Source organism: Enterobacter cloacae complex sp. P42RS (genome assembly GCF_014930595.1).
Lineage (GTDB): Bacteria > Pseudomonadota > Gammaproteobacteria > Enterobacterales > Enterobacteriaceae > Enterobacter > Enterobacter bugandensis.
In genome coordinates, this window is record NZ_JADBRK010000016.1 from 24,217 (window position 1) to 51,016 (window position 26,800).

Consider the following 26,800-nt stretch of genomic DNA (forward strand, 5'->3'; position numbering starts at 1 on the left):
CCATCATTTGAAATGGAGTTTCAACTATTCTCGCTAAGGTCCATTTTGAACGTCACTGCCCCTCTGCGCCAGGCGATCGTGCGCACGCCATGGTACGCAAAACGTAAAAGCTATCGTGTTCTGTTCTGGCGTGAAATCACCCCTCTTGCCGTGCCTATTTTCCTGGAAAATACCTGCGTTCTGCTGATGGGAGTGCTGAGCACCTTCCTGGTAAGCTGGCTGGGGAAAGAGGCGATGGCGGGGGTCGGGCTGGCAGACAGCTTTAACATGGTGGTGATGTCGTTCTTTGCCGCCATCGATCTCGGGACGACGGTTGTGGTGGCCTTTAGTCTCGGCAAGCTGGATCCCAAACGCGCGCGCGAGGCTGCACGTCAGTCGCTGATGATCATGACCCTCTTTTCGATTGTTCTGGCGGCGGTGATCCACTATTTCGGTAAAGAGATTATCGATTTTGTCGCCGGGGAAGCCACGAACGAGGTCAAAGACCTGGCGCTGACCTATCTCGAAATGACCGTCTTAAGCTATCCGGCGGCGGCCATCGCGTTGATTGGTAGCGGCGCGCTGCGCGGGGCAGGTAACACCAAAATCCCGCTGCTGATCAACGGTGGGATGAATATCCTGAATATCATCATCAGCAGCGTGCTGATCTACGGCGCGTTCTCGTGGGATGGGCTGGGGTTCGTCGGGGCCGGGCTGGGATTAACCATATCACGCTATATCGGTGCGGCGGCCATCATCGGGGTGCTGATGACGGGGATTACCCCCTCGCTGCGTCTTACGCTTAAGAGCTACTTCCGGCCCTTTAATTTCGCCATTATCTGGGAAGTGATGGGGATTGGTATTCCCGCGAGCATTGAATCCGTGTTGTTCAACGGTGGGAAGCTGCTCACGCAGATGTTTGTCGCCGGAATGGGCACCGACGTTATCGCTGGTAACTTTATCGCCTTCTCCATCGCCTCGCTGATTAACCTGCCGGGTAACGCCCTTGGGTCGGCATCAACCATCATCACGGGTAAACGGCTCGGGAAAGGACAGATAGGCCAGGCGGAGCGGCAGCTGCGCCATGTGTTCTGGCTGTCGACGATTGGGCTGACGCTGATCGCCTGGGGCACCGCGCCGTTTGCCGGGCTGATGGCCGCGTTCTATACCCACGAAGATGACGTGAAAGAGGTGGTGAAGATCCTTATCTGGCTCAACGCCGCCTTTATGCCCATCTGGGCGGCATCCTGGGTGTTGCCTGCCGGGCTGAAAGGGGCGCGCGATGCCCGTTTTGCCATGTGGGTGTCCATGCTTGGCATGTGGGGGTGTCGCGTTGTGGCGGGCTATACGCTGGGTGTGGTGCTGGGCTGGGGCGTGGTTGGCGTCTGGCTGGGGATGTTCCTTGACTGGGCCGTACGCGGGGCGCTGTTCTACTGGCGCATGGTCAGTGGGCGCTGGCTGTGGAAATATCCGCGACAAAATGCCTGACAAATGCGCGAAATGGAGAATAATTCGGCAAACGATCGGAAATATGCATTCTGCCTTTGACATCATCGGAGAGCATCGATAATATGCGCCCCGTTCACACGATTCCTCTGTAGTTCAGTCGGTAGAACGGCGGACTGTTAATCCGTATGTCACTGGTTCGAGTCCAGTCAGAGGAGCCAAATTTGAAAAGCCTGCTTTTGAAGCAGGCTTTTTGCTTTTCTGCGTCAGGTAAATGCAAAACGGCAACTAGGTTGCCGTTTTTAGTGTTTTCACCCTCTCCCGTGGGAGAGGGATGGGGTGAGGGCATCATACCGCACGAAATTACAGACGAACCGGCGCCGTCGCCGCCTCCAGCCACGAACGCGCCTCGCTATTCACCAGCGGCGTCAGTGCCTCACGTACCTGCTGATGATACTCATCCAGCCACTGCTTTTCCTGCTCGCTCAACAGCTGCAATTCCACTTGGCTTAGATCGATCGGGATCAGCGTCAGCGAGGCGAACCGGCAGAACCCCGGACGGCTCTCCACTATCTCCACTTGGTTTTCAATACGAATACCGTGGCTATCGCCCAGATAGTATCCCGGTTCAATCGTCATGATATTGCCTGCCACCAGCGGCCACGGGTTCACCTTTTTGGCGATGCGATGCGGGTTTTCGTGGATCAGAAGCTGGTGGCCCACGCCGTGCCCGGTACCGTGATCGTAATCCAGCCCCATCTCCCACAGCGGACGACGCGCGAAAGCATCCAGCTGGTGCCCCTGCGTACCGGAAGGGAACTGCAGGGTAATGAGCGACAGAAAACCTCTCAGCACGGCGGTGTAGTGCAGACGCTGCTGCGAGGGGACATTACCCCACGCCAGCGTGCGCGTGGCATCGGTGGTGCCGTTAGCGTACTGACCGCCCGAATCGTTCAGGTAAAAATGATCATGACCGATGGGCTTGTTGCTGGCCTCGCTTGAATGATAGTGGCACATCGCCGCATTGCTCGAAGAGGCGGAAATGGTCGCGAAACTCTGCTCGATAAAACCGGGCTGCTGTTTGCGAAATGCCAGCTGCTGCGCCTGCACTTCCAGCTCCGTTAGCGGTTGTCCCGCCGCCGCACGCAGCGGCACTTCGCGGCTCAGCCAGGCCAGGAAGTTGACCCACGCGGCGCCGTCCTGGAGATGGCACTCGCGATACCCTGCCAGCTCGACCGGGTTTTTGGTAGCCTTAATGAGGGTAATGGGATCGGTTCGCCAGACAATTTCACCGCGCGGTTCAATGGCAAAGCGCAGGGCCACCGGCGCGGAGTCGGCATCAACCATCACCCGCTTCCCTTCAGCAAGTTGCTGACAGCGTTCAATAAAGGTGTCTTGCGACGCAATCGTGAAGGCGTTCAGAACTGCATCAGGGAGTTCTGCGAGCTTATTATCGTTAACAAACCACTCAACGCGGCCGTCGCGACCGAGCAGGGCAAATGAGAGCGGTACCGGACTGGTGGGGATATCTGAGCCGCGCACGTTGAGCAGCCACGCAATGTTATCCGGCAGCGTAACGGCCAGGTAGTCAGCGTTGTTCGCGGCCAGCACGGCGGCAACGCGCTGACGTTTGTCTTCGCTGCTTTCACCGCTTATCGCAACCGGCATCTCACGGATAAGCCCCACCGGTGCGGCAGGGCGATCGGCCCATAAGGCGTCAAACGGTGATGCGTTCAGCGGCACGAGCGCGCACGGTGTGGCAGACAGCTGCGTAAACTCGGTATTCGTCATCAGCATTGGGTCAAAACCGATGCGCGTGCCCGCCTCGACGTTGGTCGTCAGCCAGTCTGCCAGCGGCTCGTTGTGCAGATGGTGGATCTCAACCTCATCCATATTCACCTGAACGCGGGCCTGCACCTGATAGCGCCCGTCGACGAACAGCAGCGCTTTATCCCTCAGTACCAGCGCGACGCCAGCAGAGCCGTCAAAGCCTGTCAGCCAGGCCAGCTTTTCGTCGTTCGACGCGCAATTCTCGCTTTGCCAGGCATCGGTGCGCGGAACGATCATCCCGTCGAGGCTGTTTTCCTGAAGCCACTGACGCAGGGCAGAGAGCGGTGATGTGGTGTGCATGGTTTTTCCTTGTTATTAGCGGAACGGCGGCTCGTTGAAGGTACGCAGCTTGCGTGAATGCAGCTTGTCGCCTTCCGCGCGAAGTAAATCAATCGCACGAATACCGATCTGCAGATGCTCTGAGATGGCCCCTTCGTAAAAACGGTTGGCCTGGCCCGGCAGCTTAATTTCGCCGTGCAGCGGCTTATCGGACACGCACAGCAGCGTGCCGTAAGGAACGCGGAAGCGATACCCCTGGGCGGCGATGGTGGCGCTCTCCATATCAATCGCCACCGCTCGGCTCAGGTTGAAGCGCAGCGCGGAGGCGGAGTAACGCAACTCCCAGTTGCGGTCATCCGTTGTCACCACCGTACCGGTACGCAGGCGCTGCTTCACCTCTTCACCCGGCATGCCGCTCACCTCTTTGGTGGCGTCATACAGCGCGCGCTGTACTTCGGCGATGCTCGGGATTGGGATATCCGGCGGCAGTACCGCATCCAGCACGTGGTCGTCGCGCAGATAGGCGTGGGCCAGCACGTAATCGCCAATTAGCTGGCTTTCGCGCAGGCCGCCGCAGTGGCCAATCATCAGCCACACGTCGGGGCGCAGCACCGCCAGATGGTCACAGATGGTTTTGGCGTTCGACGGGCCGACGCCGATGTTGATCAGGGTGATCCCCTGACCGTCGGCGGTGATCAGGTGCCAGGCGGGCATCTGGTGTTTTTTCCACGCCAGATCGGAGATGGCCTGCTCGGGGGCTTCGGTTTCAGCGGTGATCCAGATCCCCCCCGCGCAGGAGAGGGCGATATATGGACTGTCCGGATCAAGGATCTGGCTACAGCCCCAGCGAACGAACTCGTCCACGTAGCGGGTGTAGTTGGTAAACAGCACAAACGGCTGGAAATGCTCGGCGGGCGTGCCGGTGTAGTGGCGCAGGCGCGCCAGGGAGAAATCCACCCGACGGGCGTCAAAGTGCGACAGGGGTGAAAACTCTGCCGGGTGATAAATCCCGTCAGCCGTCTCATCGCCAATCTGTGACAGTTCCGTCGTTGGGAAGTGGCGGGTCAGTCCCGCGCTCATGGAGCGGTCAAGAGTTAGCGCCGAACCGTCAATCACGTACGGGTACGGGATCTCATGCTGTGAAGGCTCCACGGCAATGTGCGCGCCGTAATCCTGATACAACAGCGTTAGCTGCTCTTCCAGATAGGGGCGGAACAGTGCAGGGCGGGTGACGGTGGTGCTGTAGCAGCCGGAGTGGGTAAAACGGGCGTAGGCGCGGGTTTTCGGCGTCGTGCTTGCGCTGCCGTCCCAGGTCACAGAGAGCGATGGATAAACAAAAAGGCCTTCGTTTCTGGCCTTTTGATCGGGAAGTTTCCCCGTTTCGATGTATTCGCTGATGGCGCTGCGCAGCGCGTTGACGGACTGTTCATACAGCGCGTCGAGTTTTTCCAGCGCCTGAGCCGGGGTCAGGCTGGAGCCCTTATTATTCATCTCTGTCTCCTTGTTCCACAGGTGTGCGACTCTATCCGATAGTATGTCACACGCCTGTGAAACAAAAGGGAGATCAGGCGTGGCTCGTCTCTTTCATCAGAAGCGCCGTCGCTGCCGACAGCAGGCAGCCGGCCAGCAGATAAATCGCCACGCTGTGCCAGTTACCGCCGGAGAAGGTCACCAGCGCGGCGGCAATAAACGGCGTAAACCCGCCGCCGACCACGCTTGCCACCTGGTAGCCCACGCCCGCGCCGCTGTAGCGGTAGCTGGCGCCGAACAGTTCGGTAAACATCGGCTGCTGCACGCAGACCACCATATCGTGAGCGATGTTGGCGAGCATAATGGCGAAGAAGACAATCCAGAACACAGACTGCGCCTCCAGCGCCATAAAGAACGGCCAGGCGCTGAGGGTGCCAATCAGCGCGCCGGTGATGTAGACGCGGCGGCGACCAAACCGGTCCGCCAGCCAGGCGAAGCAGGGGATGGTCAGACAGCTGATCCCGCCGACCAGCAGGCCGATATTCAGGAACAGTTCGCGCGGCAGGCCGAGGTTCTGCGTCGAGTAGTTCAGCGCAAAGGCGGTAACGATATACATCGTCAGCAGTTCGCACAGGCGCAGGGCGATGATTTTCAGAAAAGCGCCAGGGTGCCGAATCAGGGCTTCCATCACCGGCAGCCGTTTTTTGACGGCCGGTTTTTCCTGCTGCTGTTGTTCGAATTCAGCGGACTCCTCCATCCCGTTGCGGATCCACAGGGCGGCAATGACCAGCACGATGCTGAAGATAAAAGGGATGCGCCAGCCCCAGCTCAGAAACTGCGCGTCGGTGGTGAGCTGGCTGATTAACGATACCAGCCCGGTGGAAAGCAACAGCCCGACGCCGTACCCGACCTGCACGCCACTGCTGTAAAACGCTTTCTTGTTTTTTGGCGCACTTTCAACGGATAACAGCGCCGCGCCGCCCCATTCGCCGCCCACGGCGAAGCCCTGAATGGCGCGCAGCGTCACCAGCAGCACAGGCGCCCACCAGCCAATAGCGGAAAACGAAGGAAGAATGCCAATCAGCGCGGTGGCAATCCCCATCATCCAGACGGTAAGCATCAGCATCCGCTTGCGGCCAAGCCGGTCGCCGAAGTGGCCGAAAATCACCCCGCCAAGCGGGCGAAACAGAAAGCCAACGCCGAAAGTGGCAAACGCGGCGAGGGTGCCCATCGCGGGGCTAACCTGAGGGAAAAACTCGCGGTTAAACACCAGCGCGGCGGTAATGCCGTAAAGCAGAAAATCATACCAGTCGACGACGGCACCTGCGAAGCTGCCGAGTGCAGCGCGGCGGGCACGATTGAGCGAAGGTGTCTCCTCGTTGGGACGATCGGAGATGAGGGTGGAGTCCATAGTTATCCTGTCCGTACTGTTTTTTATTATTGGTATAAGAAAAGGTCACTCACATAGCTGCCGTCATATAAACGGAACCTATGAGACTACCGCGACAAAACGCCTGAGAAAACGTTTTTATCTTTCCGGAAGGCGCTGAATAAATAAATTTCATCTTCCCCTGCCTCGAGATAAATCAGTCTGTTTGGCTCCGGTTCGTGCTGAATGGATTACAGTAATAGATACCGCTGCGTGACTAAAGCTGAGGGAAAAACGATGCAACGTAACTTTTCGGCATTCTGGATGGTCCTGTTTTTATTCGCCGCACCGCTTCATGCCGAGCCGAAAGTCTATGGCGAACAGCGTATTAGCGGCTGGTGGAATGCGCTGACGGATGATATCTCCCAGACCTGGGAAGAGCCGCAACGTTACGATTTGTACTTGCCGTTTCTGAGCTGGCACGCCCGCTTTATGTACGATAAAGAAAAAACCGACAATTACAACGAAATGCCGTGGGGCGGCGGCCTGGGCGTGTCCCGCTATAACGAAGAGGGCAACTGGAGCGCGCTTTTCGCAATGATGTTCAAGGACTCGCACAACGAATGGCAGCCCGCGATGGGCTATGGCTGGGAGAAGGGCTGGTATCTGGATAATGCCAAAGATTTCCGCCTTGGGCTCGGTGCCGCCGCGGGCATCACGGCGCGAGATGATTTTGCAAACTATGTGCCTCTGCCGTTCATCTTCCCGCTGTTTTCAGCTGGCTATAAGCGCGTTACCGTCCAGTTCACCTATATTCCCGGAACGTATAACAACGGCAACGTGCTCTTTGCCTGGCTGCGCTTAGGCTTTTAAAGGGTGATCACCTTTTTTGCCACGGCGTTAGACAATACCAGCATGGAGAAGAGAACAGAGGTGACGAACGTAAGCACAATCAGCGCCAGCTTCATACCGAGAGAGGTCACCGGTATCAGCGCCGTCAGCAGATGAAACACCGAGTAGTGCACAATATATACGCCGGTCATCGTTTTGCTGATGGCGGCCAGAATGGACTCCTTTAATTCAGCATTGCGGCGAAAGCGAACGCCGTTCGCCGCAATCACCAGGGCAATAATCAGGATGTAGATCTGCGAGCCGGTGAGAATAAAGGCGTTTCTGTCGGCCTTAAACAGGGCAAAAAAGAAGTGGCGCTCGTAAAACCAGGTGAAGAGATAGATAAACGGGATGGCGACAACCGCCGCCCGGACCACATTTTTGCGGCTTATCCACTCGGCCACTTTTGGGTCGCAGAAGAGCTGCCCGGTCAGATAAAACAGCAGCCATGTCCACATCCGATACTGCGGCGAAAGCGAAAGGACGTGCGTTTCAGGATAAAGCGCCGATAGCAGATCGTATCCGTAGGAAAAGCACAGCAGAGCAGCAATCGCGCCGCAGAACAGCGCTCTCCGCTGGCTAAGCCACTCCACTGCCGGGTGGAAGGTGTAAATCACCACAAAGGCGAACATGAACCAGGGCTGAATTAAATACCCGCGCTGATAAGGCTCCCAGAGGTAGTAGATCGTTATCCAGAACAGAAAAACAATCACCAGACTTTTTATTTTACCCAGCTGCCAGCGTGTGCCGTGCCGGGATTGCCCGTCGAGATAGCCCGACACCACAAAAAACAGCGGCGTGGCGATGGTCGAGATAAAGGTTAAAAAGCCCAGGATCCAGTGATAGTCATAGTCATAATGATCCCAGGTATTGTAGATGGTGAAGAAGGTGACCGCCGTCATACAGCCCAGCGTCTTGATAATGTTCAGCCCTGTCGCATTCATTGTTGTTTGGCTTCGTCCTTACGATGGAAACACGCATAGATCACGGGGAGTACCAGTAGCGTCAGGATTGTAGCAAACCCCAGTCCAAACATAATCACAACGGCCATGCTCTGGAAGAAAACATCCAGCAGCAGCGGTGCCAGGCCAAGTACGGTCGTGAACGCGGTGAGCAGGATAGGGCGCAGGCGCGAGGTGGCGGCATAAACGATCGCGCTGTGCTGATCCTTGTGCGTTTTCTGCTGTTCAATCTCTTCCACCAGCACGATGCCGTTGCGGATGAGCATTCCGCTCAGGCTCAGCAGACCAATCAGCGCCATAAAGCCAAAGGGAATGCCGGTAATTAAAAATCCTGGCGTGACGCCAATCAACGCCAGCGGTACGGTTAGCCAGATCGCGACGGCATTTTTTACCGAGCTGAACATCAGCACCGTAATGACAAACATCACCAGATACCCGAGAGGTAGCGTAGTGAACAGCCCTTGCTGCGCTTCGCTGGAGTTTTCCGCGTCGCCCCCCCACTCGATGCTGTAGCCGTGTGGCAGGGGAAGGGCATCCACCTGCGGCTTCACGCGGGCGAGAATATCACCGGAGGTTTGCTGGCTCAGCGGGTCCGGATCCGTCTGAACCGTCAGTACCCGCGAGCGGTCGCGTCGAAGGATGAGCGGATCTTCCCACTCCAGCGTGAAGCTGCTGACGACGTTACTCAGCGGGATATACTGCTGCCGCGCATGGCTCCACACCAGCACGTTGTTCAGGTGGCTGGCGTCCAGCCTTTCGCTTTCCGGAGGCCTCACCACCACGGGCAGTAGGTCACTGCCTTCCCGATACAACCCCGCCCGGCTGCCGGAGAAATTCATCTCCAGCGCGTTGTCGACGTCCTGCTTATCCACGCCAAGCTCGCGTCCCAGCGCGGCGACGTACTGCGGACGGATCACTTTGCTGCGGTTTTGCCAGTCGTTTCGGACGCTCCCCGTGGCCGGGTCGCGCGCCAGGATATCGTCCACCTGGCTGGCAATCAGACGCAGCCTGTCAGGATCCGGGCCTTTAATGCGCACTTCAATGGCGCTGTCGCCGGAGGGCCCAAACATCACCCGTTTCGTACTGGCGTTGACCTGCGGGTAGTTACGCGCGATGTACTCATCCACGTAGCGCGTCAGCGCGGAGATGCTGCGCCGGTCATCCATACGCACCATGATCTGCGCGTAGTTGCTGTACTGCCGCTGTCCGCTGTAGGTCAGAATAAAGCGCATGCTCCCCTGACCAATGGTCGAGACGGTGGTTTCCACGCCGGGCCGTCCCTTGATGGTTTTCTCAATGTCGCCGGTCATTTTCTCGGTCCATTTGATATCTGTCCCGTAGGGTAACCAGAGGTCGACAAAGAAAATCGGCGTATTGGACGACGGGAAAAAGTTTTGCCGCACCGCGCCAAACCCCCAGACAGACGCGGCCAGCAGGGCGGCCATCACTACCAGCGTCGGCGCTTTATGGTGCAGCAGTGCGTTCAGCAGGTGCTGGTAAAGGCGGTAGAGACGTTTGTCGTAAGGATCTGACTCGTCAGTAGTGTCCGGTGCGCTGTCGTTTTTAAACAACCACCACTTAATCAGCACCGGGGTGAGGGTGAGCGCCGAGAACCAGCTCAGCATCAGGGAAATCAGCAGCACCTGGAACAGAGATTTACAGTATTCCCCGGTGGAATCCTGCGATAGCCCGATAGGGGCAAACGCAAGGATGGCGATCACCGTCGCCCCCAGCAGCGGCAGGGCGGAGCGGCGGATGATGTTGTTTACGGCGGTTAACAGCGGGGAGCCCTGCTGCCGGGCAATCAACACCCCTTCGACAATCACGATGGCGTTATCCACCAGCATGCTGAGGGCGATAATCAGAGCCCCGAGCGAGATGCGCTGTAGCTCAATGCCACACAGATACATAATCAGCAGCGTGCCCAGCACGTTAAGGGCGAGAGAAACCGCGATGATGATCCCGCTGCGTACCCCCATAAAGATCAGCAGCACGCCGATGACAATCGCCAGCGCCATCAGGAAGTTAATAATAAAACCGTTAACAGAATGGCCCACTTCGGCTGCCTGATCGTAAAACAGATCTATCTGTATGCCTGCCGGTTTTTCCGCCGACATCTGGTTTAGCTTCGCCTCCAGCGCGTGGCCCACGTCGATCACGTTCACGCCGGGAATAAACGAGACGCCCATGGTAACGGCTTTTTTGCCGTTGGCATGGTAGATACTGGCGGGCGATTCGTTCAGCCCGCGCGACAGCGTGGCGATATCCCGCAGGCGCGTCGCCGCCCCGGTGCCGGAAGGCGTGATGATGAGATCCGCCAGTTCATCAAGATTCTCGAACTCACCGGTGGGGTGCAGACGAATGGATTCGCTGCCCGAGGTGATTTCTCCGGCGCTGGAAACGACGTTGAGCCTGCTGAGCAGGGCGGAAAGTTGGTTCAGCGTAATGCCGCGCGCGGCCATTTTGGTCAGGGAAATATCGATGTTGACCTGTTGGCTCATGGCCCCGCCGATGGCGACCTTCGCGACGCCGGGAACAAGAATCAACGCGCGGCGCAGCTGCTCTGCATATCTCACAAGTTCAGGATTACTGAATTCATCCCCCGAAATGGCGAAGAAGAAGCCGAATACGTCGCCGAAATCGTCATTCACAAAGGGCGTGACGACGCCGGGCGGGAACTGACGCGAGGCATCGCCCACGCGGCGGCGCAGCTCATCCCAAATCTGCGGCAGTTCGTTCGAGTGATAGCGTGAAGCGATATTGACGGTGATTTGCGACAGCCCGTTTGAAGAGATGGAGCTTACGTTGTCCAGATAAGGCAACTGCTGAAGGGCATTCTCCAGCGGCAGCGTCACCTCTTCTTCAACCTGTTGAGCGGATGCGCCGGGGTAGTGGGTGACCACCACTGCGGTTTTGATGGTAAAGGCGGGATCTTCCAGCCTGCCGATATTCAACAGGGCGAAAATCCCCCCAATGCCCAGCAGCAGAATCGTTAGCCAGACGCGAACCGGGTTATTAATAAATTGACGAGTGATATCCATTACAGTCCCCGCTCACGCGTCCAGATACGCACCGGCTGGTTAGCATGGAGCTCTCCCACGCCTGCGGCCACCACGCGCTCGCCCGCCTTAAGCCCGCTGGTGATCGTCACGCCTTCGGTTATCACTTGCCCCACGCTGACCTTGCGGTCTTCAAGATGGAGCGTGTCGCCTTCTCCCGCCACAACCCAGACGTGCGGCTCATTGCGTGGGCTGTTGTCCGGGTTAAAGACGGCCTCAACCGGTACAACCAGCGCCTGAGCGCCCGCGCCAGCCGGGAGGTTGGTTAAATTGATGGTAACCGTACCGCTTACGCCACCGACGGCGGGAAAATCATCTGGTCGCGGCATGGTCAGTATCACCTGCCAGGTCAGGGTATTACTGTCGCTGCTGCCCGAGTGCTCTTTGTAGACGGCGGTAAATTCCCGATCCGGAATAGCGTTAATTCTCACTACCGGACGATACTGCGCGTTGCGGATATCAAAGGTCTTAAACAGGTTTTCAGGGATGCTGAACACCACGTCAAGCAGATCGGTGCGGGTTAACGTCGCGATGGGCTGACCAGCAGACACCACTTGATGGTTTCGGACATGTACGCTGGCCGCCGTCCCGCTGAAGGGGGCGACGAGCGTCATCTGATTCAACTCTTCTCGGGCAATCTGCAGCGCCGCATTCGCCGAATCGCGGTTCGCACGCTGCACGTCCATTTCGGCTTTCGAAATCGCCTGGCGGCCCGCCAGCGTCTGGAAGCGATCGAACTGCCTCTGAGCCAGCGTCGCCGCCGTCTGCCTGTCGTTAACCCGCTGCTGGGCTTCACGAGAGTTCAATCTTGCAAGCTGTTGGCCCTGCTTGATGGCTGCGCCCTGACGCACATCGAGCGCTTCAATTTGACCAGCGCGCTTGAAGGAAAGGTCTGTGGCATCGCCCGATTCAATGCGGGCGGGAAAAACGCGCTGCTGGGCATGACCGGGAACCGTCACCTCCGCCACTTTAACCATTCTGGGCAGGGGGGAGGCTTGTTCAGGTTTAGGATCGCACGCCGTGAGCGTTAACAAAACGAACGGTAAAAGAGAGAGGTAGCGGTTCACTGTATTCCCCTAATAAATAACTGTTTTATTTATTCCATAACCTGGACAGGGGTGACACTATTCTGCCAGAACAGTGACGACCATATAGGTAAATAAACCAATCGCCGTGCTGGCGATAATGGCAAGCGCAATAAACATACCCAGTCGGATCAGGCTTATGCCATACATACATTCCTCCATGAGCCGGAAGCGGTAACTCACTATGAGCATAGTCGGCGAAAAGATAAATGTTAAATAACCATTAGCAGCGGGGACGCGCTAAACCTGAAATTCCTGTGCTACGTTTAATATTATTCATCTCTTTTACCGTAACTGGCATTAAGGGCAACCCCCTGCATTTAATGCGTTTTTTTTGCTTCATTCACTCTCATGTTGGTTATAAAAAGGATGCTCGATATGTATAAAAACATTCTCGTTCCGGTGGATGTCTACGAGACAAGCCTGGCGGATAAAGCGTTGCAGCATGCACAGTTTCTGGCGCAAAGCGCATTGGGTGACATTCATTTGCTGCACGTCATGCCAAAATTTTCAGCCGAGCTGACGCGCGGTTTTATTTCAGATGCGCGAAAGATGGATGAATATATGATTAATAATTCAAAAGAAAAACTGTCTGACCTGGTCAAAAAATTGAATTTGCCAGAAGAGCGCGTTCACCTCCATGTTCGTAGCGGAAATGTTCGTGATGAGGTTATTAAGCTGGCGGATGAACTTGCTGCTGGCGCGATTATCGTCGGCTCCCGCAATCCAAATATTCAAACCCATTTGTTAGGATCGGAGGCGGCAAGTATTGTCCGTTACGCCCATGTTCCTGTTTTCGTTATTCGTTAATTTCATGAAAGCAAGGTGATTTCTGAATAGAACCTGAGGAAGTAACAATGAAAACAGGAAAACCTGAACGTCCGTATTATCAACAAACCGTTGATGAAACCCTGTCGAATATCCATTCCACTCTGGAAGGACTTAGTGGCACTGAGGCATCAGCCCGACTTCAGCAGCATGGTGAGAATGCGTTACCGCAAAAAAAGGGCAAACCCGCCTGGCTGCGCTTCCTGGCGCATTTTAACGATGTACTGATTTACGTTCTGCTGGTGGCCGCGTTGCTTAAGCTCTTTATGGGCCACTGGGTAGACATGTTTGTGATCCTTGGGGTTGCCATCATTAACGCGCTGATCGGCCATATCCAGGAGAGCAATGCTGAGAAATCGTTGCAGAGTATTCGCAATATGCTCGCCAGCGAAGCCGTGGTGGTACGACAGGGGAATCATGAAACGATCCCCACCACGTCGCTGGTCCCGGGCGATATCGTGGTGATCCGCGCCGGGGATCGTATCCCTGCGGACCTGCGCGTGATTGAGGCGCATAACCTTCGCGTGGAGGAGGCCATCCTGACCGGCGAATCCACCGTTGTTGAGAAAAACAGCGATGCGTTAAGCGGGGAACTGCCTTTAGGCGATCGCTATAATCTGCTCTACTCAGGCACCACCGTCAGCTCCGGCGGCGGTAAAGGCGTGGTGGTGGCAACCGGGGGCGAGACCGAGCTTGGCCACATCAATCAGATGATGTCCGACATTGAAAAGCACCGCACGCCGCTGATGGTGCAGATGGACAAGCTCGGTAAGACCATCTTCATCACTATCCTGGTGATGATGGTAGCGCTGTTCGTCTTTAGCCTCCTGTTCCGGGATATGCCGGTTTCTGAACTGGTGCTGTCGCTTATCAGCCTCGCCGTTGCCGCCGTGCCGGAAGGCCTGCCGGCCATCATTTCCATCATCCTTTCTCTTGGCGTACAGGCCATGGCGCGTCGCAAGGCCATTATTCGCAAGTTGCCCACGGTGGAAACCCTGGGCGCAATGACGGTCATCTGCTCGGATAAAACCGGCACCCTGACGATGAATGAAATGACGGTCAAAGCGGTGATTACCGCTGACACGACCTATCGCGTGGAGGGCGACAGCTACGAACCGGTGGGGAATATTCACCCCGTAGATGACCCGACGCCCGTCAGCGTGACCCAGGGTTCCCTGCTGGAACGCTACCTGCGCACCATTGACCTCTGCAATGACAGCCAGCTGATCAAAGACGAGAAGGGGCTGTGGAAAATCACCGGAGGGCCAACCGAGGGCGCCCTGAAGGTGCTGGCGGCGAAAATCCCGCTCGCACCGCTTGAGACGGAAATGCGCAGTAAAATCCCGTTTGATTCGCAGTATAAATACATGTCCACGCTCTACCGACTGGGTGAAGAAGAGGCGATTTTAATCACCGGCGCGCCGGACGTCCTGTTCCGCCTCTGCCAGCACCAGCAGACGAATGACGGACTGCAGCCGTTCAATCAACCTTACTGGGAAGGGAAGATTGAAGAGTATGCCCGGGAAGGGCTGCGCATGGTGGCGGCGGCCTGGAAACCTGCCCGCGAGGGACTGCGCGAGCTGGATCACCCGGACCTCCATGATGGCGTGATCCTGCTGGGTATTGCAGGAATGATGGATCCGCCGCGTCCGGAGGCCATTACCGCGATTGCCGACTGTCTGCAGGCCGGGATTCGCGTGAAAATGATCACCGGCGACCACCCGCAAACGGCCATGAGCATTGGGCAAATGCTGGGGATTGGTAACGCCGCAAGCGCAATCACCGGACGTGAGCTGGAGGCGATGGATGACCGTCAGCTGAGCGACGCCGCGCAGCAGTACGATATTTTCGCCCGAACCAGCCCGGAGGATAAATTCCGCCTCGTGCAGGCCCTGCAAAGTAAACAGGAAGTGGTGGGCATGACCGGGGATGGCGTAAACGATGCCCCGGCGCTCAAGCGGGCGGATGTGGGTATCGCCATGGGGATTAAGGGGACTGAGGTCACCAAGGAAGCCGCCGACATGGTGTTAACGGATGACAATTTTGCCACCATTGCCAGTGCGGTCCACGAGGGACGGCGGGTTTACGATAACCTGAAAAAAACGATTCTGTTCGTTATCCCGAGCAACATCGCGCAGGCCCTGCTGATCATCATCGCGCTGCTGGCGGGGAACCTGATTCCGCTGACGCCGGTCCTGATCCTGTGGATGAACATGGCGACGTCGGCAACCCTGTCGTTTGGCCTGGCGTTTGAAGCGGGTGAGAAGGACATCATGAACCGGCCACCGCGCAAGGCGAATCTGCATGTGATGGACGGCTACGCCATCTGGCGCGTGGTGTTTGTCGGTCTGATGATTGCCATTAGCGCCTTCGTGCTGGAAGCCTGGCTACAGCCACGCGGCTACTCGGCGGAATTCATTCGCACCGTGCTGCTGCAAACCCTGGTGACCGCGCAGTGGTTCTACATGCTCAACTGTCGCGTTAATGACGGCTTCTCGCTGAGCAAAGGTCTGCTGGCGAATAAAGGGATTTGGATCGTGAGCGGCGTACTGCTGGCGCTACAGCTTCTTATCATTTACGCCCCGTTCATGCAGATGCTGTTTGGCACCGAAGCGCTGCCGTTCCGCTACTGGGTCATTACCTTCCTGATTGGTTTTGTGATGTTCCTTATTGTCGAGGCGGAAAAAGTGCTGACGCGCAGATGGCGTAAAATCGAAGCGTAATAGCGTAAACTGAGAAAGCCTGCCTGAGTCCAGGCTTTCTCTTTTGTGAGCACAGGAAATTATGATGCGATTTACCTGGTTCGTCCTTACGCTGTGTGTCGCTGTACCCGGCGCGTTTGCCGTAACCTATACCTTACCGCCGGAAGGCAGTCGGCTGGTGGGAACCCCGATTACCATCACCGTTCCCGAGCGCAATACATTACCGCTTGAGGCCTTTGCTGCACAGCACGGGCTGGGGCTCAGCAATATGCTGGAAGCGAACCCGGGCGTGGATCCTTTTTTGCCCAAATCCGGCACCCGGCTGGTCATTCCTCAGCAGCTGATTTTACCCGACACCGTGCGCGAGGGGATTGTCGTTAACGTGGCGGAAATGCGTCTTTACTATTATCCACCGGGCAGCAATACCGTCGAAGTATTGCCCATCGGCATTGGTCAGGCCGGTCGCGAAACCCCGCGTAACTGGGTCACGGCGGTTGAGCGCAAGCAGGAGGGCCCCACCTGGTCACCTACGCCGAACACGCGTCGTGCCTATGCGGCCGAGGGGAAAACGCTGCCCGCCTTCGTGCCCGCCGGGCCGGATAACCCGATGGGGCTGTATGCGATATATATCGGCAGGCTATATGCCATACACGGCACAAACTCCAATTTCGGCATTGGGCTGCGGGTGAGCCAGGGCTGTATTCGTCTGCGTAACAACGACATTAAATATCTTTTTGATAACGTCCCCGTGGGCACCCGCGTGCAGCTTATCGATCGGCCCGTTAAGGTGACCACGGAGCCGGACGGCAGCCGCTGGGTGGAGGTTCACGAACCGCTGTCGCGTAACCGGGCGGAATTTGAATCGAGCCGGAAAGTGCCTCTGCCCATCTCCGCCGCACAGCAGACACAGTTGATAAACGAGGGGGCGGGCGCTGAACTGGAACGGCGGTCGGGGATGCCGGTTAAAATCGGCATGTGAAGCCCTTTCGCCCGGTGGCGCTGCGCTTACCGGGCCTACAGTCCCGTAGGTCGGGTAAGGCGAAGCCGCCACCCGACAATTTTACCCGACGCAGAAAAGCAAAAAGCCTGCTTTAAAAGCAGGCTTTTCAAATTTGGCTCCTCTGACTGGACTCGAACCAGTGACATACGGATTAACAGTCCGCCGTTCTACCGACTGAACTACAGAGGAATCGTGTGAACGGGGCGCATATTATCGACCTGCGTTCGCCTTGTCAAAGGGTGGATCAATGCCTTTTGATCGTTTGCTGACAAAATCGGCAAAATGATGTTTTTGACAGCGGAATGCACCGTAATGGTGCGGATATACCTCTAATGGGGCAGATCGTAAACTGCTGTTTCAGTAATAAATCACCCCTCCATGATTAGGTTTCCTTATTTTCAGGCGGTTAGCGAACAATTCAGACCGCACGATAAAAGTGGCATTCATATTGCAAAACCTGTTCAACAACGACAGCCGGTTCCGGCAATGCATTTCGAACAGGGGGCAAAATGAACTTAAGACGACTGAAATACTTCGTAAAAATCGTCGATATCGGCAGCCTGACTCAAGCGGCAGAAGTGCTGCACATCGCGCAGCCTGCGCTGAGCCAGCAGGTGGCTACTCTGGAAGGCGAGATGGATCAGCAGTTACTGATCCGCACCAAACGCGGCGTCACGCCAACGGAAGCAGGCAAGATCCTGTATACCCATGCCCGCACTATCCTGCGTCAGTGTGAACAGGCGCAGCTGGCGGTGAACAACGTGGGCCAGACCCTGAGCGGGCACGTTTCTATCGGGCTGGCGCCGGGAACGGCGGCGTCCTCTATCACCATGCCGCTTCTGCAGGCCGTGCGCGCCGAGCTGCCGGAAGTGCTGGTCTATCTGCATGAAAACAGTGGTTCTGTACTGAATGACAAGCTGCTCAACGGCCAGCTGGACATGGCGGTCCTTTACGATCGCTCCCCGGTTGCCGGGATCACCAGCCAGCCGCTGCTCAAGGAAGATCTCTACCTCGTGGGCACCCGCGACTGTCCGGGCCAGAGCGTCGATCTTACCGCCGTGGCAGAGATGAACCTCTATCTGCCGCGCGACTACAGCGCCGTGCGCGTGCGTGTGGACGAAGCGTTCTCCCTGCGCCGCCTGACGGCCAAAATCATCGGCGAAATCGACTCAATCTCCACGCTGACCGCAGCCATTGCCAGCGGAATGGGCGTCACCGTACTGCCGGAATCCGCCGCGCGCTCGCTGTGCGGTGCGGCAAACGGCTGGATGGCGCGGATCACCACGCCTTCGATGAGCCTGCCGCTGTCGCTGAACATGTCCGCTCGCGGCTCGCTTTCGCCGCAGGCGCAGGCGGTAAAAGAGATTTTAATGTCGCTGGTCAGCAAGCCGTCGCTTGAGAACCGTGAGCTCCAGCTCGTGAGCTGATATTCCATAAAAGCATAAGATGCTGGTTTTTATTATTTGTTCTGCAGCTCGGCTGACTCTAACAATAGAGCTATGTCAGATGCGCCGGAGTGAATCGTGAATTTCCAGCAACTTAAAATTATCCGTGAGGCGGCCAGGCGGGACTACAACCTGACCGAGGTCGCCAATATGCTTTATACCTCTCAGTCCGGCGTCAGCCGCCATATCCGCGAGCTGGAAGAGGAGCTGGGCATAGAGATCTTTATTCGTCGCGGCAAGCGGCTGCTCGGCATGACGGAGCCGGGTAAAGCATTGCTCACCATCGCGGAGCGGATCCTCAACGAAGCCAGCAACGTGCGTCGCCTGGCGGATCTCTTCACCAACGATGCCTCCGGCGTGCTCACCATCGCCACCACCCACACCCAGGCGCGCTACAGCCTGCCGCCGGTAATCAAAGCCTTCCGCGAACTTTTCCCTGACGTCCGTCTGGAGCTTATCCAGGGCACTCCGCAGGAAATTGAAGGGCTGCTGCAAAACGGTGGGGCAGATATCGGCATTGCCAGCGAGCGGTTGAGCAACGACCCGCTGCTGGTGGCCTTCCCCTGGTTCCGCTGGTACCACAGCCTGTTGCTCCCGCTCGATCATCCGTTGAATCAGGTTTCACCACTGACGCTGGAAGCAATCGCGAAATGGCCGCTGATTACGTATCGCCAGGGCATAACCGGACGCTCGCGCATAGACGAGGCCTTCAACCGTAAAGGATTAACGCCGGACATCGTGCTGAGCGCGCAGGACTCTGACGTAATTAAAACCTACGTCGAGCTGGGGCTGGGCATTGGCCTGGTGGCGGAACAGTCCAGCGGCGAACGCGAGGACGGGAACCTGGTGCGCCTGGATACGCGACATCTGTTTGACGCCAACACCGTATGGCTGGGCCTGAAGCGCGGTCAGCTGCAGCGTAACTATGTGTGGCGCTTTATCGAGCTGTGCAATGCCGGGCTGTCGGTGGATGAGATTAAACGGCAGGTGATGGAGCCAGAAGAAGTGGCGATTGATTATCAGATTTAATAATCCAACTTAGACAAGCAGTCTGTTATCGTTTATGCCCGGTGCGTAAGTATCGCGGCATAAATTTTATGAAGTATGCATGCAGGAATAAATACTGAATATTGATAGCAAAAGCTTAGGCGTGTTAAAAATGGAGGCTAGGTCGATGCCGGGAGGGCACAATGGCAAATGTTATTCATGATTTTATTTATGATATCTGCCAATCAGGAAATCTTGAGGCAGCTGTTCAACAATATGCACTCTATTACCACTATCTTGACGATTATACCTTCATTTTTGCAGCGGAGAAAGGTGCGACTCCGGGCTTATCGGTTAACAGGAACTTCAGCAGTGGTTCTGCCGTGCGTAGCTTATTCAAAACGCCGCATGTGTTTATTCTTACACCAGACATATTCAGAGAAATGTTTATCTCTGGTAACCGCGTTACATTTCCCATCGACTATTCTATCTCGCTCGATACGCAGGTATTAAGTTATCTTAAGCCTTTCTTTGAAGGGCAAAGATCGCGACTTCCCGATGATTTTGAAGAAATTTTTGACTTCATCGCCAGAGAGGAAGTCAATGTTGATCCTTTGCTGTATGAACTCGAAAATCTTTGTAATTTTAGCGATCTCAATAAACAGGAAAAAATCTTCGAACGCATTCGAGCTTATGAGATGTTACGCAACCTGGATGTTGCGGCTTGGCAGCAGCATAGGCAGTTAAAAATTAATGTGTCTGAACATGAAATTATAGCTAAAACGCAGCAATATATGGCACGTAAAAATTATGAGTTTATAAATAAGTCGCTAATGGAAGAGCTGGCTCGTGACTATAATCGCTTATATGTATATGTGTTAAAAATGTGCGCGATTCACCTGCGGAACCCAAAAACAAGTGCTAAGCAGGTGCAGGAAAAATTACTCGAACTGCTAGAATTTACTCACAATGAAGCCCATTTCTTTGGCATTAGAGAGATTTTGCTCGCTAAGCGTTTTTTTGAAAATGGTTCTAAGGAAGCCTTTTTTCACAAAGTGAACCGTAATACGGCGGGATTATGGGAGTACGTTAGAGGTATGGCCTGGGATCTTCGCCATCAGCGCTTTCTCGAATTTGTTATTACCTTAAATATTGATAAAAACGCGGCATTCTTTTTTCCCGCAATCTTAACCTGTGATAAAAAATTCATTGAAGTTCTGGATGCTCATAGCGTCAAAGTCATCGTTTTTAATAACAAAACTAAAGAAATTCTTCCATTTTATGATATTGATTTTATTGAAGAGATAGCGTCATGCGGTGAGCGAGTCAAAGAACGATTAACTTTGCTTTCTACCGAAGAATACCAGTTACAACGTCGCAAGTATCAGGAAGGGCCAGATTATCTTCAATCGTTGGTTAAAACACTCGAAGCCGAACTTGAGGGCATTTGCGGTATTGCCTGTGAAAAGAATCCGCTTGGTAACTATTAGTGAGTCACAGATGCAAAAAGCCGGCTTCAAAAGCAGGCTTTTCAAAAATGGCTCCTCTGATGGGTTCGACTTTGCCAGTAACAAACAAATAAATATTTCCCTTTCTGTCAAAACCGCCTGAATGACCACCAATCGGCGGTGATGAGCGAATAGATGTAGTCACTTAATGGTAGAAGTAGGGACATGCTGCTGCATCAACTCAACAATCCAGTCAATAAAAACGCGCAGTTTAGCGTTGACATGGCGGTTAGGCGGGAATGCCAGGTACAGGGGCATTGGAGCGATACGCCAGCGTTCAAATAGCGGAATCAAGGCACCGCGAGCCTGATGTGCTGCCGCCATATAGACCGGCAGCGCAATCACGCCCAATCCCGCTAGCCCAGCTTCGAGGTAAGCATTGCCATCATCCACAGCAAGCACATAGTTGCCCGTAATTTCAATACGTTCACTCTCACCGTGCAGCACCAGAGGATCAATCTTACCGGTGCGTGAGGACAAGAATCCCACGATGCGATGGTCCGTGTTTTCCAGCTCTCGCGGATGCGCGGGGGCACCGAGGCGTTCCACATAACTCGGTGCGACGTAAACACCGATTTGCAAATCGCCAACATGGCGCGCGATCAGTGACTGGCCATTGATTTCGCCACCCCGCAGGACGCAATCCACGTTGTCACCGATCAGATCCACCACCCGGTCACTTACGCCCATGTCAAACTGGATATCAGGGTAGCGCGCGTGAAAAGCCGGTAGCGCGGGCACCAGCACAAGGCGGGCGAGAGGAGTGGGCACATCCACCCTTAGGCGTCCCCTGGGCGTCATCGCCGCACTGGACAGGCTGTTTTCTGCATCTTCCATGTCCGCCAGCAGGCGGATAACGCGCTCGTAGTAGACCGCGCCATCGGGAGTGACGCCGAGCCTGCGGGTGGTGCGATGGAGCAGCTTGACGCGCAGGCGCGCTTCCAGCTGCTGAATAAGCTGCGTCACCGTGGTTTTGCTCATATGGAGCGTTTGGGCAGCCTTTGTGAAGCTGCCTGCCTCCACCACGCGAGCAAAGGCGCGCATCGCATCAAAACGATCCATCCCATGTCCTCTCTTTTCACCGATTGTTTGGATATTACAAACAATGATGGACAAAGTCGCCTGTTTATCCCCCTGCTTCAGCAGCTGTAAAGTCTCTTTACGTTCACCGGGCAGAGTTCGCCCCATTACAAAGGTACAAATATGACAACACGCGAAGCCGTTTTTCCCTTCGGGCGCCAGGCGCTCTATGAGCGCAATCGCTATTCACCCGCCATCAAATCTGATGGCTTCTTGTTTGTTTCGGGGCAGGTGGGTAGCCGGGAAGATGGTTCGCCTGAAGAGGATATAAAAGCGCAGATCCGTCTGGCGTTTGATAACCTTAATGCTGTTCTCACGGCTGCGGGCTGCACGTTCGATGACGTGGTTGACGTTACCCTTTTTGTTGTCGATCCCGAGTCAAACCTCGACGCTATCTGGAGTGTCCTGCCGGAATACTGGGGGGAAGCACCTTACCCAACCTTGACCGGGATCGGCGTGACGTGGCTGTACGGATTCCAGTTTGAGATAAAAGTGATTGCCAGGCTACCCTGAGCGTTACGGATCTTTCCGACGGTCAAAAGGCAAGTCAGAGGAAAATTTATGAAGGCAGCGGTTTATGACGTGGAAGGCGCTCCCGGCGTCCTGCAGTATGTCGATGTTCCGGATCCGGTCGCAGGGCCTGACGATGTGCTGATTTCTGTCGAGGCTATCTCGATTGAAGGGGGAGATCTGATCAACCGACGTTCAACTCCGCCGCCTTTTCCTTCATGGATCGTTGGCTACGCGGCCGCGGGGACGGTGGTTGCCGTCGGGTCGAAAGTTCGTAGCCGCAAGGTTGGAGACAGAGTGACTGCTTTTAGCATGCAGGGATCGCATGCGGAACGTTGGGCTGTGCCTGCGGAACGAACCTTGCTTATACCAGACGGAGTGGATGCAGCAGAAGCGGCGGTGGTACCGATCTCCTTTGGAACAGCATATCACTGCCTCTTCACACGAGGCATGCTCCGGCACGGAGAAACCGTTCTGATTCAGGCTGCAGCGGGTGGCGTGGGGCTCGCGGCCGTTCAGCTTGCCTCACAAGCTGGCGCGACGGTCATCGCCGTGGCAAGCGGAACGCAGCGAAAAAACCGTTTGCTGGAACTGGGGGCCGATCATGTTGTGGATCGTGTAGAGAATAACGTCGTGGAGAGTGTCCGACAGGTCACTCGTGGCACCGGTGTTAACCTCGTCATCGATCCGGTAGGGACGACGTTGCCTGCGTCGCTTTCTGCACTCGCGCCGGAAGGGCGTCTCGTTTTCGTCGGTAATGCGGGCGGTGGCAGCCTGACAGCCGACTTATGGCCGGCAATGCAGTCTAACCAGACGCTTATGGGGGTATTCATGGGCCCCCTTTTTGAAAGGCCCGAGGTTCGGGCAAGCGTGGACGAGATGTTGCAGGCTGTAGCGGCAGGGCGCATCAGGGTTGTCATTGACCGCATCTTCCCCCTGGCTGACGCCGCCGCGGCCCATGAATACGCTGAGACAGCGAAACCGCTTGGCCGCATCGTTATGAAGCCATGAGGGGGTGGACCTTAGCCTGGCCCCCACAATGCTCCCGATGCGGAAGCCGCCTCGCATTTCGTTTATCCGATCCGCCATAATTCTTTTAACCGTAAAAACAGTTTTTTATTATCAGCCTTCTAAGTGACGCAATTCGTTCCCACCAGCGCTGCCCTTCGATGGATAACGGCTCTCTGCCCACTTAATTACGAAAAGGAAATCACCATGAATCTGATGAATAACTGCGCATCTCCTGGCATAAATGTTATATTAAAATATAATATTAGGAGGTGCGCTATGTATAAAACTCGCCTGAAAAAGGTCGGCGGATCCATCATGTTGGCGGTTCCTCCCGCCGTGTTGAAAACGCTGGAGCTGTCGACGGACAGCGAAGTCGGCATGACCATCAACAATGGCTGCCTGATCATTGAACCCCAAAAACGGCCTCATTATTCGCTTGAGGAGCTGCTGGCGCAGTGCGATCCGCACGCTGAAATGAGTGAAGAGGATCGGGAATGGATTGATGCGCCTGCGGTGGGCAAGGAGATCCTGTAAATGGACAGAGGGGAAATCTGGCTTGTTTCACTGGATCCGATTGCTGGCCATGAGCAAAGCGGAAAACGTCCGGTTCTCGTCGTGTCGAAGGCATCGTTTAACAAGCTGACCCGGCTACCGGTAGTGGTTCCCGTCACCAGCGGCGGTAACTTTGCTCGCACGGCAGGTTTCACCGTTTCACTGGAAGGGGCGGGGACAAAAACGATGGGTGTTATTCGCTGCGACCAGCCCAGAACTATTGATATGGCTGCCCGAAACGGCATGCGGCTGGAACGCATACCTGATGCTGTTATAAATGAAGTGCTTGCCAGGCTGGATGCAATTCTGAGTTAGCATCAGAGACGCAGAAAAGCAAAAAGCCTGCTTTAAAAGCAGGCTTTTCAAATTTGGCTCCTCTGACTGGACTCGAACCAGTGACATACGGATTAACAGTCCGCCGTTCTACCGACTGAACTACAGAGGAATCGTGTGAACGAGGCGCATATTATCGACCTCGGTACGCCTTGTCAAAGGGTGAAAACGCGCTTTTTGTTCGTTTGCCGACTATTTCAGCAAATCGCTGATTTTATAGCAAATTCGCGTTGAAATTACTCAACGAAATGCGCCGCCCGCAGGCGGCGCGAAGGATCAGAACAGCACGGAGTAGTTCAGACCAAACGTACGTCCGCGGCCTTTGTAGGTGTACAGGCCCGGTGCACCGTAGGTTGGGCTATACAGTCCCGGCGCGCGCTGGCCCCAGGCGGTGGTGTAGTCTTTGTCCAGCAGGTTTTCCACGCTGAAGCTGACTTTCCCCACCGGCAGGGCGTAGCTGCCCAGGAAGTCGACCGTGTTATAGCCATCGATCTTCTTGCCGTCAGCGTCAGACACGTCAAAGGTCTGCGTGCTCTGCACGCGCAGGGTCCAGTCGCCCGGCGCCCAGTTCACCCATGCGCTGGCTTTCGACGGGCTGGCGCTGTCGACCGTCAGCTTCTCCCACTTCCCGTTTTCACGGGTTTCAGACTTGATGGCGTTAAAGTTCGCGCCGGTGCTCCAGTCGCTGTCGGTGAAGAAATAGTCCATCTGGCCTTCAATCCCGTAGATACGACGCTTGTCGTCTTCCAGGTTGATGGTCATATCCGTCTTGTTGATGGTGATGGTTTTATCCGAGAGCGAGTAATACGCCGCGACCTGCGTGCGCAGGTTGTCACCGGTGAAGCGCCAGCCCAGCTCGTAGGCGTTGACCTTGATGCCGTCCAGCGTTGAGTCGTTGACGTTCACGCTGTTCAGCAGGCGATAGTGGCCGTTGCTGAGTTGGTAGGTGCCGGAGCCGTAGTACTTCGCCAGGTCAGGAATTTCAAAGCCCTGGGAGAAGTTAAACCACAGCTGCTGCTGTTCGGTCAGACGACCGAGGATCCCGGCGTTAAACAGGAAGTTGTTGTAATCGGTTTTCCCGCCCGGCACCGCGTCGGCGGAGGTGGCTTTCCCGGTAGCGATGGCCTGCTGCTGAGCGTAGCCAACAAAATCATCCACCTTGTTTTCGGTGTACTGGTAGCGCACGCCGCCGCTCAGGGTGATGGCGTCAATGTCATAGCTCGCCTGCAGGAACGGAGCAAGGTTGGTGATGCTGTAGCCCGGATAACGGCCCACGTTGTAGGCGTTGTCCAGCTCCATGCCGCCGCTCGCCGCCGCTTTGCTCAGGTCAAAGAACTGCTGGTTGGCATCGAACGTTTCGTGGTCGGCATCGACACCCCAGGTCAGCGTCAAATCGTCCACCGGCTTGCTGTTCAGCGTCAGCTTGCCGCCGTAAAAATCGGTTTTCTGCTGCGACGCGCCGATGCTGCTCACCACGCCTTTGGTCAGGGTCGGGAACGGGTAGTAGGTCAGGCTCTCGTCACGGTAGTAAATCTGCGCGACCAGATCCTGGCCCCAGAAATCAGTATTGGAGTACTGCAGGTTAATCAGATGGCGCTCGGTGCCCGGCACGCGGTCAGAGTCGAGATTACCTTTGTTGTATGCGGTTGCATCCCCCGTTACCGCCGAGAAGTTCTTCCCGAGATACAGCCCATGCTTGCCGTCGGATTCGCTCTTGTAGTACTGGGTAGTGAGCTGCAACTGCTGGTGATCGTCGATGTTGAGAGTGCCTGTTCCCATCACATCAATACGGTCGGAATACTGTAGGCCGGTCTGGGTGTTGTCGATGATCACCTCGTCGCCGTTGCCGTCATACCAGCCGCCGTAGCGCTGATACGACACCGACAGACGGCCGGAGGCGTTGTCGTTGCCGCCGCTGACCGCAGCCGACACGTTCTCATCGTGGTCATTGTGGCTGTTAAACCCGCTTTTTGCTCCGGTCTGGAACTCAACTTCGGTCTCCGGCTGGCCCTTTTTGGTGACGATATTCACCAGGCCGCCGGTGCTGCCGCCGCCGTAGAGTGACGTGGCGCCGGAGATGACTTCGATGCGGTCAATGTTGAACGGGTCGATGGAGTCGAGCTGGCGGCTGTCGCTGCGGGACGAGTTCAGGCGTACGCCGTCTAGCATCACCATCATGGAGCGGCCGCGCAGGTTCATGCCGTAGTTGGTACGCCCCTGGCTGCTGACATCCATACCCGGGATCAGCTGCGCCAGCACTTCTTTAATCTCTTTCCCGCCCTGAACCTGCTGCTCGATCTCAGAGCGTTCAATGACCCAGGTGGTCTGCGCCATCTCGGCCACGCTGCGGTGCGCGCGGCTGGCAGAGACCACGATATTTTCTTCCTTTTGTTCTTCCGCCCACGCAGAGGTAGAAAGCATTGCAAGCAAGCAAGGATTTAAAACCCAAAGATGAGAACGTTTCATTGTTATGT

General features: G+C 55.8%; 20 protein-coding genes and 3 tRNA genes. 13 read left to right on the forward strand and 10 right to left on the reverse strand.

From position 1 onward, the window contains the following. The first annotated feature begins 12 nt into the window (after positions 1–12). On the forward strand, positions 13–1,467 hold the full coding sequence (gene emmdR / locus IM314_RS17105) for a multidrug efflux MATE transporter EmmdR (RefSeq protein ID WP_120787280.1): 1,455 nt from the start codon (positions 13–15) through the stop codon (positions 1,465–1,467). A gap of 103 nt (positions 1,468–1,570) precedes the next feature. Next, a tRNA-Asn gene (locus IM314_RS17110) sits at positions 1,571–1,646 on the forward strand. A 142-nt stretch (positions 1,647–1,788) separates the two neighbouring features. On the opposite strand, the gene IM314_RS17115 is transcribed toward IM314_RS17110, so the two are convergent. The 3 genes from IM314_RS17115 to shiA form a co-directional block, all read right to left on the reverse strand. Continuing rightward, positions 1,789–3,555, reverse strand: coding sequence for an aminopeptidase P family protein (locus tag IM314_RS17115; protein ID WP_193358767.1), 1,767 nt, complete (start codon positions 3,553–3,555; stop codon positions 1,789–1,791). Positions 3,556–3,570: 15 nt separating this feature from the next. Next, entirely contained in the window at positions 3,571–5,025 is a 1,455-nt protein-coding gene (locus tag IM314_RS17120) for an AMP nucleosidase (RefSeq protein WP_047363003.1), read from the reverse strand. A gap of 73 nt (positions 5,026–5,098) precedes the next feature. Beyond that, the gene (gene shiA, locus IM314_RS17125; protein ID WP_193358766.1) at positions 5,099–6,415 is read right to left on the reverse strand and encodes a shikimate transporter; all 1,317 of its coding nucleotides are present in this window, start codon (positions 6,413–6,415) and stop codon (positions 5,099–5,101) included. Between the two features lie 255 nt (positions 6,416–6,670). Between shiA and pagP the strand changes: the two genes are divergently transcribed. After that, positions 6,671–7,246: a lipid IV(A) palmitoyltransferase PagP gene (pagP, locus tag IM314_RS17130; RefSeq protein ID WP_028013749.1), complete on the forward strand. Its 576-nt coding sequence runs from the start codon at positions 6,671–6,673 to the stop codon at positions 7,244–7,246. Here the strand turns inward: pagP and IM314_RS17135 are convergent. Genes IM314_RS17135 through IM314_RS17145 form a run of 3 tightly spaced genes read right to left on the reverse strand, consistent with a single transcriptional unit; the run spans position 7,243 to position 12,352 of the window. Beyond that, entirely contained in the window at positions 7,243–8,208 is a 966-nt protein-coding gene (locus IM314_RS17135) for an acyltransferase (RefSeq protein ID WP_193358765.1), read from the reverse strand. The two genes, pagP and IM314_RS17135, sit on opposite strands and share 4 nt — an antisense overlap. After that, entirely contained in the window at positions 8,205–11,267 is a 3,063-nt protein-coding gene (locus IM314_RS17140; protein WP_193358764.1) for an efflux RND transporter permease subunit, read from the reverse strand. Before IM314_RS17140 ends, IM314_RS17135 begins: the two co-directional genes overlap by 4 nt. After that, positions 11,267–12,352, reverse strand: coding sequence for an efflux RND transporter periplasmic adaptor subunit (locus IM314_RS17145; protein ID WP_193358763.1), 1,086 nt, complete (start codon positions 12,350–12,352; stop codon positions 11,267–11,269). Before IM314_RS17145 ends, IM314_RS17140 begins: the two co-directional genes overlap by 1 nt. Positions 12,353–12,748: 396 nt before the next feature. On the opposite strand from IM314_RS17145, the gene IM314_RS17150 reads away from it, so the two are divergent. The 3 genes from IM314_RS17150 to ldtA all read left to right on the forward strand — a co-directional run bounded on the left by IM314_RS17150 (position 12,749) and on the right by ldtA (position 16,879). Next, on the forward strand, positions 12,749–13,180 hold the full coding sequence (locus IM314_RS17150; protein WP_028013745.1) for a universal stress protein: 432 nt from the start codon (positions 12,749–12,751) through the stop codon (positions 13,178–13,180). Positions 13,181–13,227: 47 nt separating this feature from the next. Beyond that, positions 13,228–15,921: a cation-transporting P-type ATPase gene (locus IM314_RS17155; protein ID WP_193358762.1), complete on the forward strand. Its 2,694-nt coding sequence runs from the start codon at positions 13,228–13,230 to the stop codon at positions 15,919–15,921. Positions 15,922–15,982: 61 nt separating this feature from the next. Continuing rightward, positions 15,983–16,879 (forward strand): L,D-transpeptidase, encoded by an 897-nt coding sequence (ldtA, locus tag IM314_RS17160; RefSeq protein WP_193358761.1) that lies wholly within the window; start codon positions 15,983–15,985, stop codon positions 16,877–16,879. Positions 16,880–17,013: 134 nt separating this feature from the next. Here the strand turns inward: ldtA and IM314_RS17165 are convergent. Next, positions 17,014–17,089 (reverse strand) — tRNA-Asn (locus IM314_RS17165). Between the two features lie 320 nt (positions 17,090–17,409). Between IM314_RS17165 and nac the strand changes: the two genes are divergently transcribed. From nac to IM314_RS17180, 3 genes are all read left to right on the forward strand, one after another. Next, positions 17,410–18,327 (forward strand): nitrogen assimilation transcriptional regulator NAC, encoded by a 918-nt coding sequence (gene nac / locus IM314_RS17170; RefSeq protein ID WP_028013742.1) that lies wholly within the window; start codon positions 17,410–17,412, stop codon positions 18,325–18,327. A gap of 96 nt (positions 18,328–18,423) precedes the next feature. Beyond that, positions 18,424–19,374 carry an HTH-type transcriptional regulator Cbl gene (gene cbl, locus IM314_RS17175; RefSeq protein ID WP_045260381.1) on the forward strand — a complete coding sequence of 317 codons (951 nt, stop codon included), beginning with the start codon at positions 18,424–18,426 and terminating at the stop codon, positions 19,372–19,374. Positions 19,375–19,535: 161 nt separating this feature from the next. Further along, positions 19,536–20,822: a hypothetical protein gene (locus tag IM314_RS17180; RefSeq protein ID WP_193358760.1), complete on the forward strand. Its 1,287-nt coding sequence runs from the start codon at positions 19,536–19,538 to the stop codon at positions 20,820–20,822. 159 nt (positions 20,823–20,981) lie between these two features. Here IM314_RS17180 and IM314_RS17185 read toward each other — a convergent pair whose 3' ends face one another. Continuing rightward, complete coding sequence (locus IM314_RS17185) at positions 20,982–21,902, reverse strand: LysR family transcriptional regulator (RefSeq protein ID WP_193358759.1); 921 nt, start codon at positions 21,900–21,902, stop codon at positions 20,982–20,984. Between the two features lie 141 nt (positions 21,903–22,043). On the opposite strand from IM314_RS17185, the gene IM314_RS17190 reads away from it, so the two are divergent. The 4 genes from IM314_RS17190 (at position 22,044) to IM314_RS17205 (ending at position 24,308) form a co-directional block, all read left to right on the forward strand. After that, the gene (locus IM314_RS17190; RefSeq protein ID WP_045629800.1) at positions 22,044–22,433 is read left to right on the forward strand and encodes a RidA family protein; all 390 of its coding nucleotides are present in this window, start codon (positions 22,044–22,046) and stop codon (positions 22,431–22,433) included. Positions 22,434–22,481: 48 nt separating this feature from the next. Next, positions 22,482–23,441 carry a zinc-binding alcohol dehydrogenase family protein gene (locus IM314_RS17195; RefSeq protein ID WP_193357093.1) on the forward strand — a complete coding sequence of 320 codons (960 nt, stop codon included), beginning with the start codon at positions 22,482–22,484 and terminating at the stop codon, positions 23,439–23,441. 276 nt (positions 23,442–23,717) lie between these two features. Continuing rightward, a complete protein-coding gene (locus tag IM314_RS17200) occupies positions 23,718–23,975 on the forward strand; it encodes an antitoxin (RefSeq protein ID WP_041909206.1) in 258 nt (85 codons plus the stop codon). After that, positions 23,976–24,308, forward strand: a complete 333-nt coding sequence (locus tag IM314_RS17205; RefSeq protein WP_045629798.1) for a type II toxin-antitoxin system PemK/MazF family toxin — start codon at positions 23,976–23,978, stop codon at positions 24,306–24,308. A gap of 54 nt (positions 24,309–24,362) precedes the next feature. Here IM314_RS17205 and IM314_RS17210 read toward each other — a convergent pair. Together IM314_RS17210 and IM314_RS17215 are read right to left on the reverse strand one after the other, a co-directional pair. Beyond that, positions 24,363–24,438 (reverse strand) — tRNA-Asn (locus IM314_RS17210). A gap of 164 nt (positions 24,439–24,602) precedes the next feature. Further along, positions 24,603–26,792: a TonB-dependent siderophore receptor gene (locus tag IM314_RS17215; protein ID WP_193358758.1), complete on the reverse strand. Its 2,190-nt coding sequence runs from the start codon at positions 26,790–26,792 to the stop codon at positions 24,603–24,605. Between the last annotated feature and the right edge of the window lie 8 nt (positions 26,793–26,800).